The organism is Paenibacillus sp. EB106-05-06-XG162, from assembly GCF_058791655.1.
In genome coordinates this window covers 362,039-379,366 of record NZ_JBYTDT010000005.1, presented here as the reverse complement: position 1 = coordinate 379,366, position 17,328 = coordinate 362,039, and the positions used below count along the sequence as shown (strand labels likewise).

Genomic DNA, 17,328 nt, shown 5'->3' with positions numbered 1-17,328 from the left:
TGGCGTTGAGGTCATCAGGAGGTGTCCGGGTGCAATTCCCTATGAAACGGTTCCAGTGTAGCAAGATCAGAACACGCACGCTCCTATTCATACTGGCATTCATACTGATTCTAGCGATTAATATCTTCTACTTCATCCATACCAAGGCGAAGTATACCTATCGTCAAGTTACCGCAACGAACGGGATATCCCTGCATGTACTTCATACGACACCAGACCATATTCAATTGAAGGCAATTGATAGCAATGTTACGGATACTGGAGACGTAGGCATCAATGGCGGATTCTTCTATGGACAAGATATCTTATCTATTGCTGTACAGAATCATATCCCTGTGAAAGATGAGCCGCGTGCCTATGGATCAGGTTGGTATAACATCAAATATGATCGCGGCACCCTGGTCTGGGATGGATATCAAAAACAGTTCACTGTTCAATCTGTTAAATCCGTGGAAGAACTGGATGTCTTCGATCGCAGTCAATATTGGGCACAGGGCGGCGTCAGCATGAATTTGGCCAATGATTTCATCTGGGGCCTTGTGATCTATTATCAAGCACTTCCTGCAGCACATGAGGCCAGGTTGCGCAGTGGACTTGTCTATGACAGTATGAATCAATTGTATCTCGTCGTCACACCAACGCCTTGCACAGCCGATCAATTCCGGCAAGCCATTCAAGAACAGATTGCTCCAGGGCAGTATAAAGAAGGCATCTTCTTAGACGGAGACGGATCTTCTCAACTTGCTTCAAATCAGTCCACGCTCACAGGAGATCATCGTAAAGTGCTCCAGATGATTAGCATTGAGTAGGAAAATGAAGCCATTCGGTGAACGGAAAAATAGCGCAGAGCTTGTCCTAAGACTTGCTCTGCGCTATTTTATCGGCTAATTCGTTCAGATAGGTCCAGCGTTCCATTAACGCCTCAAGCTGTCCTTCCAGCTTCCGCTGCTCCTCTAACAACTCCTGTAGACGAGCGGAGTCACTGAAAGCCTCCTCCATCTGCTTAGCGACCGTTGCCATCTTCTGTTCCGTTTTCTCAATGACACCGTCGATCTCATCAAATTCTTTTTGCTCTTTATAGCTGAATTTCAAGCGTTCTTGCTTCTCTCGTTTCGGCTCACTTGCTTCCTCACGCGTTCCAGCGCTTGCACTGCTATTGCTGCTTTCACTTGTACTCGCGCCATACTTCGCCATGTATTCTTCATACTCGGTGAAATTGCCTACATGATGACGAATCTTCCCATCACCTTCGAAAGCTATAATCTTCTCTACCGTACGATCTAGGAAGAAGCGATCATGCGATACGACAAAGACGACACCTGAGAACTCGTCCAAATAATCTTCAAGTACGGACAATGTCTGAATATCCAAATCATTCGTCGGCTCATCCAGCAGCAAGACATTCGGCGCGCTCATGAGCACACTAAGAAGGTACAGTCTGCGTTTCTCGCCGCCAGACAGCTTGGCAATCGGTGTCCACTGCATCGTAGGTGTGAAGAGGAACCTCTCTAGCATTTGAGCCGCTGTAATCGAACTGCCATCTGCCGTCTGAACGACCTCAGCGATTTCTTTAATATATTCAATGACACGCATCGAATCGTTCATCTCTTGGTTTTCTTGCGAGAAGTAACCAAGCTTCACTGTCGGCCCCATCTCAATGCTGCCTTCATCAGGAGTAATATGACCTGCAATCATATTGAGTAAGGTTGATTTCCCGCTGCCGTTCGGCCCAATAATCCCTACACGATCCTCGCGAACCGCAATGTACTCGAAATCACGAATCAATTGCTTACCATCGATCTGCTTCGACAAATGCTCGATTTCAAGTATCTTCTTCCCTAACCGCGACGATGCCACCGAGACATCTACCTTATTGTTCTGTCTAAGACCTTCCTGCTCCTGCAGCTTCTCGAAGCGATCGATCCGCGCCTTCTGCTTGGTTGTACGCGCCTTTGCCCCGCGACGAATCCATGCTAGTTCATTCCGAAGGAGATTCTGACGTTTCTGCTCTGAGGCTTGTTCTCGCTCTTCTCGCTCGGCTTTGAGCTCCAAGAACCGAGAATAGTTCGCTTCGTAGCTATACAGCTGTCCATGATCGAGCTCGAGCATCCGGCCCACAACACGGTCCAAGAAGTACCGATCATGGGTAATCATGAGCAGCGCCCCTCTGCGCTTCTGCAAATACTGCTCCAACCAGATAACCGACGCATGATCAATATGGTTCGTAGGCTCATCTAGGATTAATAATTCGCACGGCTGAATTAATGCGGCTGCCATGGCAACCCGTTTGCGTTGTCCACCAGATAATGATCCAACCTTCGCCTCGAATGCTGTAATCCCAAGCTTAGACAACACCATCTTCGCTTCGCTCTCCAATTGCCATACATTCAGACGATCCATCTCATGGCTCCAATGAATCAGCTTCTGCTGCAATGCCTCATCGTTAGGCGCTAGCTCCACTTGCTGCATTGTCTCGGTATAGGACCATACGGTCTTCATCTCTGGTGAATCCCCGCGGAATACTTGCTCAAGCACAGTCGCATCCGGGTCGAATGCAGGATTCTGTGCTAAATATTGAATGCGTACCCGATTTCCGATGGCGATCTGTCCTGAATCCGGTTGTTCAATGCCTGCGATCACTTTGAGGAACGTCGACTTTCCTGTGCCGTTCACACCAATGATCCCGATCTTTTCCCCTTCAGAGATGCCGAACGACACGTCTTTGAATAGAATTTTCTCCCCATAACTCTTCGATATATTCTCAATCGTTAGTAAATTCATGCCTCGTCCCTACTTTGTCCGTATTCTGTACTTATGTATTCTACCACAAAACCACGGCCATGAAGAAGTAACGGCCGCATGCCATGATTTCTCCTGTATACAAATAAAGCCCCGACACAGCACGATCCGTGCTCGTCGAGACTTTATTCATGTCTATGACACAACTGTTGTTGTCTTCTTCTGTGGTCCCGTAAGCTTATGAAGCGATAGGATCTGCCAGCTATTGCACACCACGAGCGGAATCAGCATGTAGAGGATATACTCCATCCGATTAACCGATAGCGATGGCAGCAGCTCCAGCACCGTAATCACAATCATGAAGAACATGGTCGGGACGATCGCATTCTTGTTCGTCAGTTTTACTTTCCAGATCGTAATGATCACACCAACAGCAAGAATAAGCAGCGGCAATCCAAGATACCCAAACGCATGGTCACCCTCACCAGCGAACTTCTTGAACCGAATAAAGAACAAATCAAACAGGGTTAGCAGTATAAAGAAAATTTGGATCCCAATCCAGACGTTCATGCGATTCTTCAGGATCCCAAGAATATAATATCTTCCGAATACGAAGGCGATAAACCCAATGATACTCGTGAACGCAATCGAGAAGATACCGAGCATCAATGAGGATAACTCATATCCGCTTAACTCGTCATCAATAAAGATAAACCCTGGATCCAAATATCTGAGTACTGCCCATGTTGCGATACCCGTCAACACGCCAATCAGTGTTGTTGTCCAGCATAAGTAGAAGATTCTCTTAATCATGCGCATATCCCCTAGAGAGCAAGTAAGCGTACATTAGAACGAAATAACGCCGTATCCCATGCACACGATGAGAGCAAGCAGAACAACCAAGATAATCCAGAACATCATCGTTGGTTCATTTCTACGTAGACGCCCCATTATCATTTCCATCATACCGATCAAACCAAGCGCTAAAATCCCCTTCACAATGTACATGAGCGGGAAGTTCAACTTCACGAGCATCCCGATACCGGAGACGAGCATAATGAGGTAGAACAGACGTGTGATCATCGGTGTTACTTTCTGGCGTTTGAAAATGCAGCTAATGACGAACATCAGCACAAGAATCGCCCAAGAACCTGCATGGGACTGATAAAAAATATTAAACACATCCATGTTAAAACCCTCCTATTCTGTATTCGCAATCATTTAGACTATGTATTGTTTACGCATATCATCTAGATTGTACGTTTGATTAATCTGAAAAGCAATTCCATATCCAAAAATGATCGATTTTGTTCACAATATAATGAAGTTTTCATTCAAAACAACCATCGATGCTGTGAAAAAAATCATAGCAAGCCACGCTAGACGAATTGAAAAGGGCTTCTGCCCGGATAATCCGATACAGAAGCCACTTCTTCAATCTATTCATACTTACCGATCTACGATTAAGCTTGACCAATAATGTTTCTTGCAATCCACACGCCTGCTGCGCCTGCTTGCGCTAGTCCACGTGTAATACCCGCACCGTCTCCACCGCAATACAAGCCAGGGATTTCTGTCTCGAAGGACTCCGACAGCTTCGGACGTGCTGAGTAGAATTTCGCTTCAACACCGTAGAACAAAGTGTGCTCGGAAGCAAGACCCGGTGTTACTTTATCGAGTGCCTCGACCATTTCGATCAAGCTCTTCATCGTGTTGTACGGAAGCACCAGACCAAGATCTCCTGGTACAGCTTCACGAAGTGTCGGTTCTAAGAAGCCTTCACGAATCCGGTTCTCTGTCGAACGTCTACCGCGTAGAATATCGCCATATTTCTGAACAATGACACCGCCGCTTGATAGATCGTTCGCCCGTTTACAAATCTCACGTGCATACTCATTCGGTTTATCGAATGGATCTGTGAAACGATGCGACACCAGCAACGCGAAATTCGTATTCGCGGATCCAAGAGCTGGATCCTTGTAGGAGTGACCATTCGCCGCCATAACACCGCTGTGATTCTCAACTACAACGTGACCGGATGGATTGGAGCAGAACGTTCTTACACGTGTACCTACCGATGTGTTGTAGATGAATTTCCCTTCGTACAAATGCTCATTAATTTCACGCATGACAACATCGGACGTCTCCACGCGCACACCGACATCGACTTGGTTATTGAACATTTTGATCTTGCGTTTCTTGAGCACTTCAGTTAACCATGCGGAACCGTCGCGACCTGGCACGATAACAACATGATCTGCTTGATACTCCGTTCCATTCTTCAGCACAACACCGCGAACCTGCTTCGTTTCTTTATCTGTAATAATGTCATCGACTTCGGTCTTGTACATCATGTCAATCTTGTCTTTCAAATATTCAAAGATCGACTTCAGAATCTCAAGGTTCTGCTCCGTCCCCAAATGTCTTACTTGTGCCCGCAATAGCTTCAGTCCTGCAGCATACCCGCGCTGCTCAATATCGCGAACGATATCCGTTGTCGGATCCGTAATGGACTCTGTTGCCCCGTGATCGAGGTTGATCTGGTCCACATATTTAATCAAATTTAATACTTTAGATGGGCTTAAGTAATCAGTCATCCAACCGCCGAACTCTGTCGTTACGTTGAATTTACCGTCACTATACGCACCCGCACCGCCGAAACCGCTCGTGATCGAACAAGCTGGCAAGCATCCTGCGAAATCCTTCTTCCCCGCTGGTGGCGGGCATAGTTGGATTTTTTCCTCCAGAATCGGGCAGCGCCGACGATAAATATCATGACCTTTATCGATTAATAATACGCGAAGCTGTGGCGCCTTCAGTGATAATTCATAACATGTAAAGATTCCTGCTGGCCCTGCTCCTACGACAATTACATCATATTGATTACTCATGTCATCCTCCTAAAGTACATGTTGTCTAAGCTTGGTAACAACACAAAAAACCTGTCCAACGAATGAGGTACGACAAACGCCCCATTCGTAGACAGGAATTTACGGCTCCTTGTAGAGACCCTCAGTCCATATCACTGAGGATATACGAATTGAATCAAATTATTCATGCTGATATGGATATCGTAACGGACAACAACGAATATGTCAAGCGTATAAATTAATTATCGTTCGGATTTAATGGGAATAAAGAATAATCACGATGAAATACACCATCGATATTATCTCCAATTCCGAATATTGCTCTCTCGACAAGGATCTACTTGTTAAGCAAGGGATCTTCATTTCATTCAAGATCTGATATGATAATAGCGAGAACCGCTGAACGAACAATATAATGCTAGCGAGGTACAACCATGCCTAATTACCATCCTTATCTCACGCTAACCCGGCAAGAATGGGCACAATTCAGGTGCCAGGACCGCCCGGTTATTACTCCACAGCACTTGGAGCAATTGAAATCACTGAACGATCAGATCACAATCAATGAAGTGCAGGAAGTCTACTTTCCATTAGCAGCGTTCCTCCATCTTCAAGCAGAGGCTGCGAAGCAGGTAAAGGTTGCCGAAGCTCGTTTCTTGGAAAAGTCTGTATCCGATGCACCTTATATTATCGGGATTGCGGGCAGTGTAGCAGCCGGTAAGAGTACTACCGCAAGGCTTCTGAAGGCTTTATTGTCTACATACGAGGGTTATGCCAATATCGATATCGTCACAACGGATGGCTTCTTGTATCCGAACCATGTCCTCGAAGCTAAAGGAATAATGGACAAGAAAGGCTTCCCACAAAGCTATGATATTCGTAAGCTCATTCAGTTCTTAACAGATATCAAATCGGGGATTCCGGAAGTGACCGCCCCCATGTATTCGCATCTGAGCTATGATATTCTGCCTGACGAAGTTCAGACTGTTCGCAAACCGGCGATCCTCATTATCGAAGGGATCAACGTATTGCAGGTGAATCGAGGCGCATCCGTATTCGTCAGCGACTTCTTCGATTATTCCATCTTCGTTGACGCCGGCGTTCAAGATTTAGAGACTTGGTATCTAGAGCGATTCCGTATGCTTCGAAAGACGGCGTTCCTGAATCCGCAGTCCTATTTCCACCGCTATGCAAGCCTGAGCGAAGAGGAATCCTTACGTATGGCTTCGAACGTCTGGCGCGATGTAAATGAGCTGAACCTCACTGAAAATATTTTGCCAACTAAGGCCCGCGCAAAGCTCATTCTAGAAAAAGGTGCAAGCCATACCGTTCAGAAGATCCATCTTCGCAAGTAGCTAAAAACAAAAAAAACAGGATGTCTTCCGTCATAAACATGACTTCGAAGACATCCTGTTTGTTCTATATACCCGCCAAATACTGTAAGATAATTGCTATTAATCCACCAGCGCAGGAGCTGATCCAATTGACTTGGTCATTGTTCATCCACGAGAGGCCTCGTACTCTATCAGTACGTACACCACAGTGGTCCTTCCGTTCAACCATTTTCCCGCATTTCGGGCAACGGTACATGACCTGGCACGTCGCACCCATGATCGAATCAGTGAAAGCACCTACCGTTCCGCCGATCCATCCCATCAGCAAATACAGATAGACGGGAACGCCTTGATGTATTGGAGATAACCAATCGAACCCAGCAGCGCATAGTCCGATGAAGAGGCCGCCGCACATCGCAGCGAGTGTACCTAGTACCGATACGCCTCCTGAAGTTCCTGTCGGAATTCGTCTCCATGTGAGCACAGAACGAGGCTGTGAGCGGCTTAAGCTGCCGATCTCCGTTGCCCACGTATCCGCCGTCACCGTAGCCATCACACCGACGAAAGCAGCGACGATTACAGGACTAGGATTGATCGCAAATGCGATACATAGCAGCATACCGATACCACCGTTGGCGAACACTTGTCCCGCATCCCGGCGCCCTGTTTTCTCATAAGCCGCTTCATACGTTTCTTTGGCGCTCTTCTTCACATGCGACATCACACTTGAAGAGACAAAAAACGCTAGGAGAATGCCAAACCAGAGCAGACTTCCCATTGCGAAAAAAATAGTCCCCATCGTGATAGCGGCAAGCATCCCTGATAAAGATAGAGAACGCCGCTTATAAGCCGAATAGGCGACAATCGCACTACAACCGAACCCAATCACCCAATTCCACATACGTATACCTTCCCCTTCGTACCCTAAAGACATCTATGATGGCGAGACAAGTTATGCGATGATGCAAGAATCCAGCCGTTCGTTCCCAAAGTAGAGCTCAAGCTTGTCCCCAGTTACTGCAGCACCGACACCTGCCGGTGTCCCAGTAAAGATGATATCACCTTTTCCAAGTCCATAATGCGTCGCGATGAATTCAACAATCGTCTTCAAGTCAAAAATCATATCCCGTGCATTGCCTCGTTGGACTTCCATATCATTCTTCAGCAATACAAAATCGGAATCCTGAAGCGCATCGACACCTGGGAATGCGATATAAGGTGTTATCGGAGCGGAGTTGCGGAAGGCTTTAGCAGCTGTCCATGGGTGGCCTTTCTGCTTACATACCGTCTGAACATCGCGAAGTGTGAAATCCAGTCCAAGTGCCATCACATCAATTAGATCATCCATCGGCATCCCTGGTTCATAATCTCGGCCAATACGGATCACGAGCTCTGCTTCATAATGAAGTTCGCCTTGGTCCTTCGGCATCGTAATCTTCCCGCCGCTCATCGGCACGACGGCATGCGTTGGCTTCATGAAGATCATCGGCTTGGTCGGTACCTCATTCCCAAGCTCTGCGGCATGAAGTCGATAGTTCCGTCCTACACAGTATACATTCTGAATCATAGATTGCATGTTATCCCTCTTTCCCTTCTCCAATAGCCATATTCCACCGATCCGGATAATTCGTACAAATCATTAGTTCCGGATGCAGGTCAGCTACTTGTATAATGTCTTTCGTATGATTGCAAGTCCACGCCATAATCCCAATCCTCTGCTGCACCAAGGCAGCTGCGTTCTGCTTCGTGAACAACGGATAATATAAAGATAGAAAATCAGCCCCAAGAGAACGGCAGACGGTGACGTAATCCGGACTCGGCATCTCCGTAATGAGCCCGGTTCGCAATTCTGGTGCAAGCCGCTTCAAACGTTGTACCACGTTCGGTTCGAACGATGTCAGCACGACATCATGCTGGAGCGTATATCGATAAATATGATCGATGACGGCTTCTTCAAGTCCAGAGTACATATTCCCCTGCGTCTTGAGCTCAATATTCATACGAAGCCGACCACCGGCTAAGTCAAGGACATCTTCTAAGGTTGGGATTTTCTCCCCAGCATAGGCTGGAGAGAACCACGAACCTGCATCCAACTGACTTAGTTCAGCATAGGTCTTTTCCCGTATGAACCCCTGACCATTTGTCGTACGTTCCAGCGTATAATCGTGTATGACGACGGGAATTCCGTCCTTGCTTAACTGAACATCAAATTCAATCCAAGATATGTATGGTTCAGACATGGCTAGCTGTATCGCTGCCAACGTATTCTCTGGCGCTTTGGAAGACCACCCGCGGTGTGCAACACAACAATTCTTCCCTACGTACATTCCGTGCTCCCCCTTACCTCGTACGACCGATCGTACCGATTCGCCCATCTTGACGAACTTCAGCGCCTAATGGATGGGACAATGCTGAGACTCGCTTCAACAGCTTCGAACCCGTCGCTTGATCCATAGGAACAGCTTGCCCGAGGTTCGCATGGAACGGGAACATTTGTAGCGCACAACTGCCATCATGATTCAACGTGACTTGCAGAACTGCTGTCTCCCAAGTCATGGGATTACTCGACTTTGTAAATACAAAATTCCCAAGACTATAAGCGATCCATTTCCCTTTGTACTGTTCAAATCCTTGAAGAACATGCGGATGGCTGCCAATAATGAGATCAGCCCCTGCATCAACGTATTCACGTGCCAGCTGCTTCTGCACAGCATTAGGTTTATCTGCTCTCTCAGCACCCCAATGCACCGTTACAATGACGAAATCAGCCTTTTTCCGCGCTTCCGCAATCTTCTCCCGCGCTTTGGCCGAGCTGTATGTATCTGCTACGCCCGGATTCTTTCCTTTCGCGAACCAACTGGTTTTCGGCAGAACGCGAGAGAATCCGAGCAGCGCAATGCGTTTTCCTTTGCGTTCCACATAGGCAATCTTGAAGGCCTCTTCCTCATCCTTACCCGCGCCAAAATGTTGGATTCCCGCTGCGTCCAGATGCTTCATTGTATCCATCAACCCTGTGACCCCATGATCGAGTACATGATTGTTAGCGAGTGTAACCATATCTATCCCTGCTTTGCCTAGAGCACTCGCTGAGCCTGGTGCTGACTTGAACACAAATTGCTTGTCTTCCGCTGGGACCCCACCTGTCGTGATCGGCGTCTCCAAGTTCGCTACCGTCAGGTCATCTTGCTCGAACATCGATTTAACGTAATGAAATGGGAAATCATCACCGTTCTTATCGATCAATTCAGCTACTTTGCCTGACATCTGGATGTCTCCAACAAAGGATAGCTTAAGTCCATCCTGATCTGGCATCACGACCTGTGAGTTGACTTCTTCAGCAGGCTTCATTGCTGGATTGCCCCCAGCCTGACCCGTTCCCTCATCCCCCACTTGACCACCTGATGGATCACCCGATTCTGCAGATCCGGACGCTGTGTCGACACTTTCAGCTTCATTCACGGGTTCGGGCTCAACAGCATCATCCGTATGCTCTGTCGCAATCTGCTCCTCCACCTGCGTTGAACTGCGATCATGCCCTGCTTCCGCCTCCAGCGGGTCGCCTTGGAACTTAAAGATATAGACCGCAGTTAGCCCAGCGATGATTAATAACATCACCAAGTTCAATGTTAACAACGTTCGGATCTTACGCCTTTTTCTCGCTTTTTGCGCCCGATGGGCATCTGATCTTGAAATATACATAGATTCTCCTCAAGTATGTATTCAGAAAAAAAAGCACTACTCATCCCATTATATCAACAATATGGGATAGAATAGTACTCTTTCAAGAAACATGTCAGTTTATTCATTAATCGGAAGGGTTTTTCATCCAGTTCACCATCCGTGCTGCTGCATCACGGCCTTGACGAATACAGTCGGGCAACCCAACCCCTTCATATCCTGAACCTACAACCTCCACGCCAGGAAGCTGCACAGACAGCTCTTCCCGCAGACGCGCAAGTGCGTTCAAGTGACCTACCGGGTATTGCGGCATCGATTTCTTCAATCTCGTAATCTCGGTGAAGAGCGGTTCTGCCTGGATGTCAAGAATTTCTCTTAAATCTTTGCGAACGAGTGCTGCAAGTTGGTCGTCTGGCAAGTCCACATTCTGCTCTTCGCCTTCACGACCGACATAACAACGAATCAGCACTTTGCCTTCCGGTGTCGAATGCGGCCATTTGTTCGAAGTCCATGTACAAGCGGTAATATTGCGCTTCTCCTTGCGCGGAATAAGAAAGCCCGAGCCATCAAGTGGATTCGGAATATCGGCTGCATCGAAGGCCATCACAACGTTCGCAACAGAGATATACGCCATTTGATCCAGCATGCTCGTATTCACATACGGTGCAAGTAAAGGTCCTGCCGCGAAGGTTGGCGTAGCAACAAAGACAGCGTCCGCTTCAAGCTGCTCTCCTTGATCCAATACAACGCGATAACGTGGAGAAACTCCGTCTTGCGGGTCCAAAGGCTCTATTGCCGTAACACCCGTATTCGGAAGCAGCTCTGCCTTAGCATGCAAATCATGTACGAGCGCATGGACAAGGGACTGCAAGCCTTGACGGAAGGTCAAAAACATACTTTTGCGCACCGCATCGGTCTGGCCAGGCAAGTTAAGCGGCTTCGAGGACGAAACGCTCGACTTCATGCCGCGGATTAGACTGCCGTGCTTCTGCTCAATTTCACCGAACTGCGGGAAAGTCGCCTGAAGACTCAGTTTGAACGTATCCCCAGCATAGATGCCTGCGAGCAGCGGTTCTGCGATATTTTCGAGCACCTCGAAGCCAAGACGCCTTGATAGGAATGAGCCAAGGGATTCGTCGCTTTGATCAGTCCGCTTCGGAATGAATAAATCCATTCCTGCTCTGAGCTTCCCTGGCACCGAGATGAGACCTGTCTTGAGGAAAGGCGTTATTTGCGTCGGAATCCCTAGCGATAGCCCCGGAGGCATCTTGTGCAGCTTCCCTTGATGCATAATATACGTCTGTTTCTTATCCGGACTTGTCGCGACGAGCTCATCCTCCAACTCCAATTCACGAGCCAGATCAATCATCGGCAGTTTGCGAGCAAGGAAGGAATCCGGACCCTTCTCAATGACAAAGCCATCGCGGTGCAGCGTCATAATCTTGCCGCCGAAGCTTGCATCCTTCTCAACCAAGGTAACCTTCAGATCAAGACCTTGCTCTACGCCATATTTATGCAAATAAAAAGCGGAGCTCAGTCCGCTTATCCCTCCGCCAATGACAACAACGTGACGAGACGCTGTGTTCACCATGGACGGTCACTTCCTCTCTAGTTGTTGATGCACTACATCCGCGAGTGTTGCAATGTAGAGCGGATCCGTGTTCAATGATGCCGTACGTTCCAAATGAACCCCTAGTTCGCCAGCCACATGCTGTGCCTCGATGTCTAAGTCGTACAACACTTCCAAGTGATCGGATACGAAGCCGATCGGTGCGACGAGCACCTGCTTTATTTGCTCTTCTTGGACCAAGTTGTGCAGCGTATCGAGCATATCTGGCCCGAGCCAAGGTACAGCTGTCTGCCCGGCACTTTGCCAAGAGAATTGCCACTGCGTAAGTCCGACACGATTCGCAATCGCACGTGAAGTCGCAAGCAATTGATCTGGATACGGATCGCCCATCTCCAGAATTTTTGCCGGCAGACTGTGAGCGCTGAAGAGAACCCGAACATCACGTTTCGCTTGCTCCAGCTCTCCAAATTTCTGCAATGCATCTTCAACGCGTTGTACGAGTGCATCAAGCAGGAGAGGATGCAAGTGATAGTCTTTGACGAACGACATTGCAATGCCCTTCTCTTCCGCTTGTGCTTTCGCGCGTTGAATATATCCGCCTACACTCATAACCGAATAATGGGGTGCCAGGACGACACCGACTGCTTGCGTAATTCCATCTTGCGCCATCTGCTCAACGCCTTCTTCGATCAATGGATGTGCATGCTTCAATCCTTGATAGCAGACGAATTCCATGTCCTCACGACCGAATTCACTGTTCAACATGGCTTCAAGTGCAGCAACTTGACGATTCGTATTCTCACGAAGCGGGAAGAACCCGCCCACGATTTGCTCATAACGGGAAGTTAGCTCTTCAAGCTGCTCTGCAGTCGGCGGATGACCACGGCGAATATGGGTATAGTAAGCTTCCACTTGATCTAGACTCTCAGGCGTGCCATAGGACATCACCAATACACCAATTTTGTTCTGTGACATATTCCTTATCTCCCTCTGTGGCTGCCTTAGCCTCTTGTACGAATCGCTTCGCGCGAATAGGCATGTATATAGTCCGTTAAATGCTTCAACGTATCCAGCGATGCTTCGGGGAACAATCCATGACCCAGATTGAAAATGTAGCCTGGCTGCTGAATCCCTTCGTCAATCAACTGTCTTGCACGTTCTTCAAGGACGTGCGTCGGTGCAGTTAGCAAGAACGGATCCAAATTCCCTTGGACCGCGAATTTCGAGCCTATACGTGCTCTGCCTTCCGTAATGGACACGCGCCAATCCAATCCGATCACATTCGCTTCTAGGTCACGCAGTGTCGGCAGCAATTCGCCTGAACTGACTCCTGGGAAATAAATTTTAGGTACATCTACTTCTTTGAGCGAAGCGAAAATCCGCTTAATCGTAGGCAGTACATAACGTTCGAAATCTTGCGGTGCGAGTGCTCCCACCCAGCTATCAAACAATTGAACCGCTTTTGCCCCATTCGCGACATGCGCTTTAAGATAAGCAATCACCATATCACCTAGCTTATCCATTAGAGCGAACCAAACTTCCGGAGCACTATACATCATTTGCTTCGTTAACCGATAATTCCGTGATGGACGACCTTCGATAAGATAGCTGGCGATCGTAAATGGCGCCCCTGCAAACGTGATAAGCGGTACTTCAAGCTCGCGATCTAGAATTCGAATCGTCTCCAGTACGTGTGAGAGATCCCCCTCTACATCGATCGGACGCAGCTTCGCTACATCCTCTGCCGTTCGTACCGGATTATGTATGACTGGACCTACATTGGCAACAATATCAAAATCAATTCCAATTGAAGCAACTGGATTCATAATATCCGAATAAAGAATCGCTGCGTCAACCCCGAGCTTGTGAATCGGCATGAGTGTCACTTCCGCAGCCAATTCCGGCTGTTTGCAAATTTCGAGCAAGCTGTATTTTTCTTTGATTTTGCGATAATCAGGATCGTAACGCCCTGCTTGGCGCATATACCAGACGGGAAGCTGATCGACCTCTTGCTTCAAGCATGCTCTTAGAAACCGGTCATTCGTTATCATGTGAATTCTCCAATCTAACCTAATGTCAATAAACTCATTATGCCCTTTTTCATATACCGTCTCAACCTATCTCGAATAGCTCCCTATGACAATTCAATGACAATCGTCACGCATACGCGAACCGCCCTGTTTCGTCCATGACTGCACCTTATGCTATAATTTCCAATACAGGATCGTTCGAAACCCTTACAGATTTATCTATCATCTAAGAAAGGAGTGATCCATGCGATGCAACAATGGAAAGTCAATCTCGTCGTCCTCTGGGTTGGCCAATTCCTGGTCAATGCCGGCATGACGATGATCATTCCGTTCCTGTCGCTCTACTTGCAGCATGATCTTGGTCTTACCGATCCGCATCAAATCGGGACTTGGGCAGGGTTCATCTTCGCTGCAAATTTCTTGACATCTTTTATATTCCAGCCGATCTGGGGCAAGTTCGCGGACAAATATGGCCGGAAAATGATGCTCTTACGCTCTGGATACGGCATGGCGATCGTCATGGTGCTGATGGGCTTCGCACAGACGCCATTTCAGCTCTTGTTATTGCGCCTTTTAAATGGAACGATTTCCGGCTTCAATCCTGCAGCTATCTCGCTTGCCGCATCTGCAACACCGAAGCAGCGAATGGGATTCGCCATGGGGATGCTGCAATCTGGACAAGTCGCCGGAACCATCCTAGGCCCATTCATTGGCGGTCTGCTTGCGGATACGATCGGCTATCGTCCGATATTCTACATAACCGGCGCACTCACATTTGCTGCTTCCTTCGTCGCTACCTTCTTGATTAAGGAGAAATTCAATCGTGAGGAAGCAGCGAAGAAACCGGATATCTCCGTAATTGCCGGTTTCATGCAGCTTACCAAATATCGTCCCCTCATGGCGTTATTCGGTGTAACCTTCCTGCTGCAATTCGCGATGATGGGCCCGATGCCGCTCATGCCGCTTTACGTGCAAGAACTGCACGGAACGTCGGTGAATCTCGCCTTCTGGGCTGGGTTTGTCAGTTCCATTACCGGCATTTCGAATATGATCGCTTCCCCATTGCTCGGGAAGCTTAGCGACAAGATCGGCTCCAATGGAATTCTATTCTTCTGCTTGATTGGCGCTTCCGTCACACTGATCCCGCAGGCATTCGTCAGCAGTGTATGGCAGTTGATCTTATGTCGATTCGTTCTTGGCATGTTCATGGGCGGTCTACTGCCTTCGGTGAACTCCCTGATCCGCAAATATACACCTGATGGGATGGAAAGTCGCTCTTACAGCTTCAACAGTAGTACGTTAGCACTCGGGAACATGCTCGGACCGATTATTGCAGGTGCGTTATCCGGAAATATTGGCATCCAGGGCATCTTCATCTCCTCCGGAATCTTGTTGTTATGCAATGGGCTGTGGGTGTGGATAACCTTATATCGCAATCATCGCGTGAAAGCCACTACGTAATACCTTCCCACAAAGTGGTGCATTGGCTTTGAATCGATTCAGAACTTGTAAAAAGGGTTGCCCCTGCAATGTACAAGCCATTGCAGAGGCAACCCTTTTATAATCTAATCGTGGATTATTGCGCTGTAAGAATGATTGGCCCCTCAGCTGTAATTGCGATGGTATGCTCATATTGTGCAGACAGGCCGCCATCCTTCGTTCTTGCCGTCCAGCCATCGCTATCCAGTTTGCTGCGCCAGTCGCCTGTATTCAGCATCGGCTCAATCGTAATGACCATGCCTTCCTTAAGACGTGTACCGCGGCCAGCTGGTCCGTAATGAAGCACTTGCGGCTCCTCATGCATCACCTGTCCGATCCCGTGACCGATAAATTCACGTACGACGGAGAAGTTATTCGACTCCGCATGGACCTGGATCGCATTCGCAATATCGCCTAAGCGATTGCCAATCACTGCCTTCTCAATTCCTTTGTACAGTGATTCTTCCGTCACGCGAAGTAATGTATCGGCTTGCTCGGATACATTCCCAACGCGGTAAGACCAAGCTGAATCCGCCAGCCATCCGTTCAAGTTCACGACCATATCGATGGTCACAATGTCCCCGTCCTTGAGCACTTCTGGTTTCGGGAAGCCATGACAGATCACATCATTAACAGAAGCACACGTCGCATATTGATACCCATTGTAGCCTTTCTGCTCTGGTGTTGCTCCGTGATCGAGAATGAATTTTTCAGCAAATTTATCAATTTCTTGCGTTGTAATTCCAGGTTTAATCATCTTGGCGATCTCACGATGGCACGCAGCGAGAATCTCGCCTGCCGCTTTCATGTTCGCAATTTGTTCTTTTGTCTTGATCGTAATCATCTCACGCGCCTCCTGTTCATTTGTATAGTGTATTGAAATTGATCGATTTTAGCAAATAAGGCTGCCGCACAATTTACTTCACCATGGCAATAGCAAGACCATCATAAGCTGGCAGCATCGTACTCATCAGCCGTGGGTCTTGCGCAATCCGTTCATTAAATTGTCTTACGGCTTGGACCGCAGGACCGCTCCGTGTCGGATCAGTCGTTCTGCCGCGCAGCAATGTATTATCCCCTACAATGAGGGCACCTGGATTCGCAAGCCTAATGGCATATTCAAGATAGTTCAAGTAATTTCCCTTATCTGCATCAATGAAGAAGAAATCAAATCGCTGCCCTTCGGCTTCAAGCTGCTTCAAGCTCTCCATCGCATCGCCAATGCGATACGCAACTTGATGGCCGTGCCCCGCTTCGGTCACATGCTGCTTCGCCACCTCCGCGAACTCTGGCTTCAGCTCCAGCGAGACGAGCTTTCCCTCATCATCTAAGCCGCGAGCAAGACATATCCCGCTATATCCGCCAAGAGCCCCAATCTCTAGAATGCGCTGCGCACGCGAAGTCTTCACAAGAATTGTGAGCAATCTCCCGTAACCCGGGGCAATCGATATTTCGGGCATTTCTGCCTTGCGCGTCCCTTCCATCAAGCGTTCAAGTACCTCATCTTCAGCAAATAATGAATCCATATATTGCTCATCGGATTGCGTCATTTTCTAACCTCCTGCATTCTCATTTCTATTTCAATGTTTGTAACGCCGGTTAAATTCGCCTATACTGGATTGTATCAG

At 48.0% G+C, this 17,328-nt stretch carries 16 protein-coding genes and 1 riboswitch; of the genes, 3 read left to right on the top strand and 13 right to left on the bottom strand.

Annotation, left to right across the window (positions count from 1 at the left end; all coding sequences use genetic code 11):
- The first annotated feature begins 29 nt into the window (after positions 1 to 29).
- Entirely contained in the window at positions 30 to 809 is a 780-nt protein-coding gene (locus tag AC3WU2_RS14670) for a hypothetical protein (protein ID WP_492455279.1), read from the top strand.
- A gap of 46 nt (positions 810 to 855) precedes the next feature.
- Here AC3WU2_RS14670 and AC3WU2_RS14665 read toward each other — a convergent pair whose 3' ends face one another.
- The 4 genes from AC3WU2_RS14665 to AC3WU2_RS14650 form a co-directional block, all read right to left on the bottom strand.
- Positions 856 to 2,781 (bottom strand): ABC-F family ATP-binding cassette domain-containing protein, encoded by a 1,926-nt coding sequence (locus tag AC3WU2_RS14665; protein WP_492455277.1) that lies wholly within the window; start codon positions 2,779 to 2,781, stop codon positions 856 to 858.
- Between the two features lie 153 nt (positions 2,782 to 2,934).
- Complete coding sequence (locus tag AC3WU2_RS14660) at positions 2,935 to 3,552, bottom strand: KinB-signaling pathway activation protein (RefSeq protein ID WP_018755829.1); 618 nt, start codon at positions 3,550 to 3,552, stop codon at positions 2,935 to 2,937.
- Positions 3,553 to 3,585: 33 nt separating this feature from the next.
- The gene (locus AC3WU2_RS14655) at positions 3,586 to 3,927 is read right to left on the bottom strand and encodes a DUF1516 family protein (RefSeq protein WP_018755830.1); all 342 of its coding nucleotides are present in this window, start codon (positions 3,925 to 3,927) and stop codon (positions 3,586 to 3,588) included.
- A 275-nt stretch (positions 3,928 to 4,202) separates the two neighbouring features.
- Positions 4,203 to 5,630, bottom strand: a complete 1,428-nt coding sequence (locus tag AC3WU2_RS14650) for an NAD(P)/FAD-dependent oxidoreductase (protein WP_492455274.1) — start codon at positions 5,628 to 5,630, stop codon at positions 4,203 to 4,205.
- 68 nt (positions 5,631 to 5,698) lie between these two features.
- Positions 5,699 to 5,798, bottom strand: a riboswitch (purine riboswitch).
- Between the two features lie 245 nt (positions 5,799 to 6,043).
- Here AC3WU2_RS14650 and coaA point away from each other — a divergent pair.
- The gene (coaA, locus tag AC3WU2_RS14645; RefSeq protein ID WP_492455272.1) at positions 6,044 to 6,964 is read left to right on the top strand and encodes a type I pantothenate kinase; all 921 of its coding nucleotides are present in this window, start codon (positions 6,044 to 6,046) and stop codon (positions 6,962 to 6,964) included.
- A 64-nt stretch (positions 6,965 to 7,028) separates the two neighbouring features.
- Here the strand turns inward: coaA and AC3WU2_RS14640 are convergent, their stop codons facing one another.
- The 7 genes from AC3WU2_RS14640 to hemE all read right to left on the bottom strand — a co-directional run bounded on the left by AC3WU2_RS14640 (position 7,029) and on the right by hemE (position 14,242).
- Positions 7,029 to 7,844: a DUF92 domain-containing protein gene (locus tag AC3WU2_RS14640; protein ID WP_492455270.1), complete on the bottom strand. Its 816-nt coding sequence runs from the start codon at positions 7,842 to 7,844 to the stop codon at positions 7,029 to 7,031.
- Between the two features lie 51 nt (positions 7,845 to 7,895).
- Positions 7,896 to 8,519: a fumarylacetoacetate hydrolase family protein gene (locus tag AC3WU2_RS14635; RefSeq protein WP_492455268.1), complete on the bottom strand. Its 624-nt coding sequence runs from the start codon at positions 8,517 to 8,519 to the stop codon at positions 7,896 to 7,898.
- A 1-nt stretch (position 8,520) separates the two neighbouring features.
- Complete coding sequence (locus AC3WU2_RS14630) at positions 8,521 to 9,270, bottom strand: glycerophosphodiester phosphodiesterase (RefSeq protein WP_492455266.1); 750 nt, start codon at positions 9,268 to 9,270, stop codon at positions 8,521 to 8,523.
- A 13-nt stretch (positions 9,271 to 9,283) separates the two neighbouring features.
- Complete coding sequence (locus tag AC3WU2_RS14625) at positions 9,284 to 10,642, bottom strand: CapA family protein (RefSeq protein WP_492455264.1); 1,359 nt, start codon at positions 10,640 to 10,642, stop codon at positions 9,284 to 9,286.
- A 106-nt stretch (positions 10,643 to 10,748) separates the two neighbouring features.
- Entirely contained in the window at positions 10,749 to 12,209 is a 1,461-nt protein-coding gene (gene hemY, locus AC3WU2_RS14620) for a protoporphyrinogen oxidase (protein WP_492455329.1), read from the bottom strand.
- A gap of 9 nt (positions 12,210 to 12,218) precedes the next feature.
- Positions 12,219 to 13,166 carry a ferrochelatase gene (gene hemH / locus AC3WU2_RS14615; protein WP_492455262.1) on the bottom strand — a complete coding sequence of 316 codons (948 nt, stop codon included), beginning with the start codon at positions 13,164 to 13,166 and terminating at the stop codon, positions 12,219 to 12,221.
- A gap of 26 nt (positions 13,167 to 13,192) precedes the next feature.
- Entirely contained in the window at positions 13,193 to 14,242 is a 1,050-nt protein-coding gene (hemE, locus tag AC3WU2_RS14610; protein WP_492455260.1) for a uroporphyrinogen decarboxylase, read from the bottom strand.
- 228 nt (positions 14,243 to 14,470) lie between these two features.
- Between hemE and AC3WU2_RS14605 the strand changes: the two genes are divergently transcribed.
- Positions 14,471 to 15,682: an MFS transporter gene (locus AC3WU2_RS14605; protein WP_492455258.1), complete on the top strand. Its 1,212-nt coding sequence runs from the start codon at positions 14,471 to 14,473 to the stop codon at positions 15,680 to 15,682.
- A 115-nt stretch (positions 15,683 to 15,797) separates the two neighbouring features.
- Here the strand turns inward: AC3WU2_RS14605 and map are convergent, their stop codons facing one another.
- Both map and AC3WU2_RS14595 read right to left on the bottom strand, forming a co-directional pair.
- Entirely contained in the window at positions 15,798 to 16,544 is a 747-nt protein-coding gene (gene map / locus AC3WU2_RS14600; RefSeq protein ID WP_379349796.1) for a type I methionyl aminopeptidase, read from the bottom strand.
- 73 nt (positions 16,545 to 16,617) lie between these two features.
- On the bottom strand, positions 16,618 to 17,250 hold the full coding sequence (locus AC3WU2_RS14595) for an O-methyltransferase (protein WP_492455255.1): 633 nt from the start codon (positions 17,248 to 17,250) through the stop codon (positions 16,618 to 16,620).
- Positions 17,251 to 17,328: the final 78 nt, after the last annotated feature.

Bases quoted from the DNA above. Each gene is read 5' to 3' on its own strand.
- AC3WU2_RS14660 (WP_018755829.1), bottom strand. From the start codon at position 3,552: ATGATTAAGAGAATCTTCTACTTATGCTGGACAACAACACTGATTGGC.
- AC3WU2_RS14655 (WP_018755830.1), bottom strand. From the start codon at position 3,927: ATGGATGTGTTTAATATTTTTTATCAGTCCCATGCAGGTTCTTGGGCG.
- AC3WU2_RS14665 (WP_492455277.1), bottom strand. From the start codon at position 2,781: ATGAATTTACTAACGATTGAGAATATATCGAAGAGTTATGGGGAGAAA.
- AC3WU2_RS14640 (WP_492455270.1), bottom strand. From the start codon at position 7,844: ATGTGGAATTGGGTGATTGGGTTCGGTTGTAGTGCGATTGTCGCCTAT.
- AC3WU2_RS14630 (WP_492455266.1), bottom strand. From the start codon at position 9,270: ATGTACGTAGGGAAGAATTGTTGTGTTGCACACCGCGGGTGGTCTTCC.
- AC3WU2_RS14605 (WP_492455258.1), top strand. From the start codon at position 14,471: ATGCAACAATGGAAAGTCAATCTCGTCGTCCTCTGGGTTGGCCAATTC.
- map (WP_379349796.1), bottom strand. From the start codon at position 16,544: ATGATTACGATCAAGACAAAAGAACAAATTGCGAACATGAAAGCGGCA.
- AC3WU2_RS14650 (WP_492455274.1), bottom strand. From the start codon at position 5,630: ATGAGTAATCAATATGATGTAATTGTCGTAGGAGCAGGGCCAGCAGGA.
- hemH (WP_492455262.1), bottom strand. From the start codon at position 13,166: ATGTCACAGAACAAAATTGGTGTATTGGTGATGTCCTATGGCACGCCT.
- AC3WU2_RS14635 (WP_492455268.1), bottom strand. From the start codon at position 8,519: ATGCAATCTATGATTCAGAATGTATACTGTGTAGGACGGAACTATCGA.
- AC3WU2_RS14625 (WP_492455264.1), bottom strand. From the start codon at position 10,642: ATGTATATTTCAAGATCAGATGCCCATCGGGCGCAAAAAGCGAGAAAA.
- hemE (WP_492455260.1), bottom strand. From the start codon at position 14,242: ATGATAACGAATGACCGGTTTCTAAGAGCATGCTTGAAGCAAGAGGTC.
- AC3WU2_RS14595 (WP_492455255.1), bottom strand. From the start codon at position 17,250: ATGACGCAATCCGATGAGCAATATATGGATTCATTATTTGCTGAAGAT.
- coaA (WP_492455272.1), top strand. From the start codon at position 6,044: ATGCCTAATTACCATCCTTATCTCACGCTAACCCGGCAAGAATGGGCA.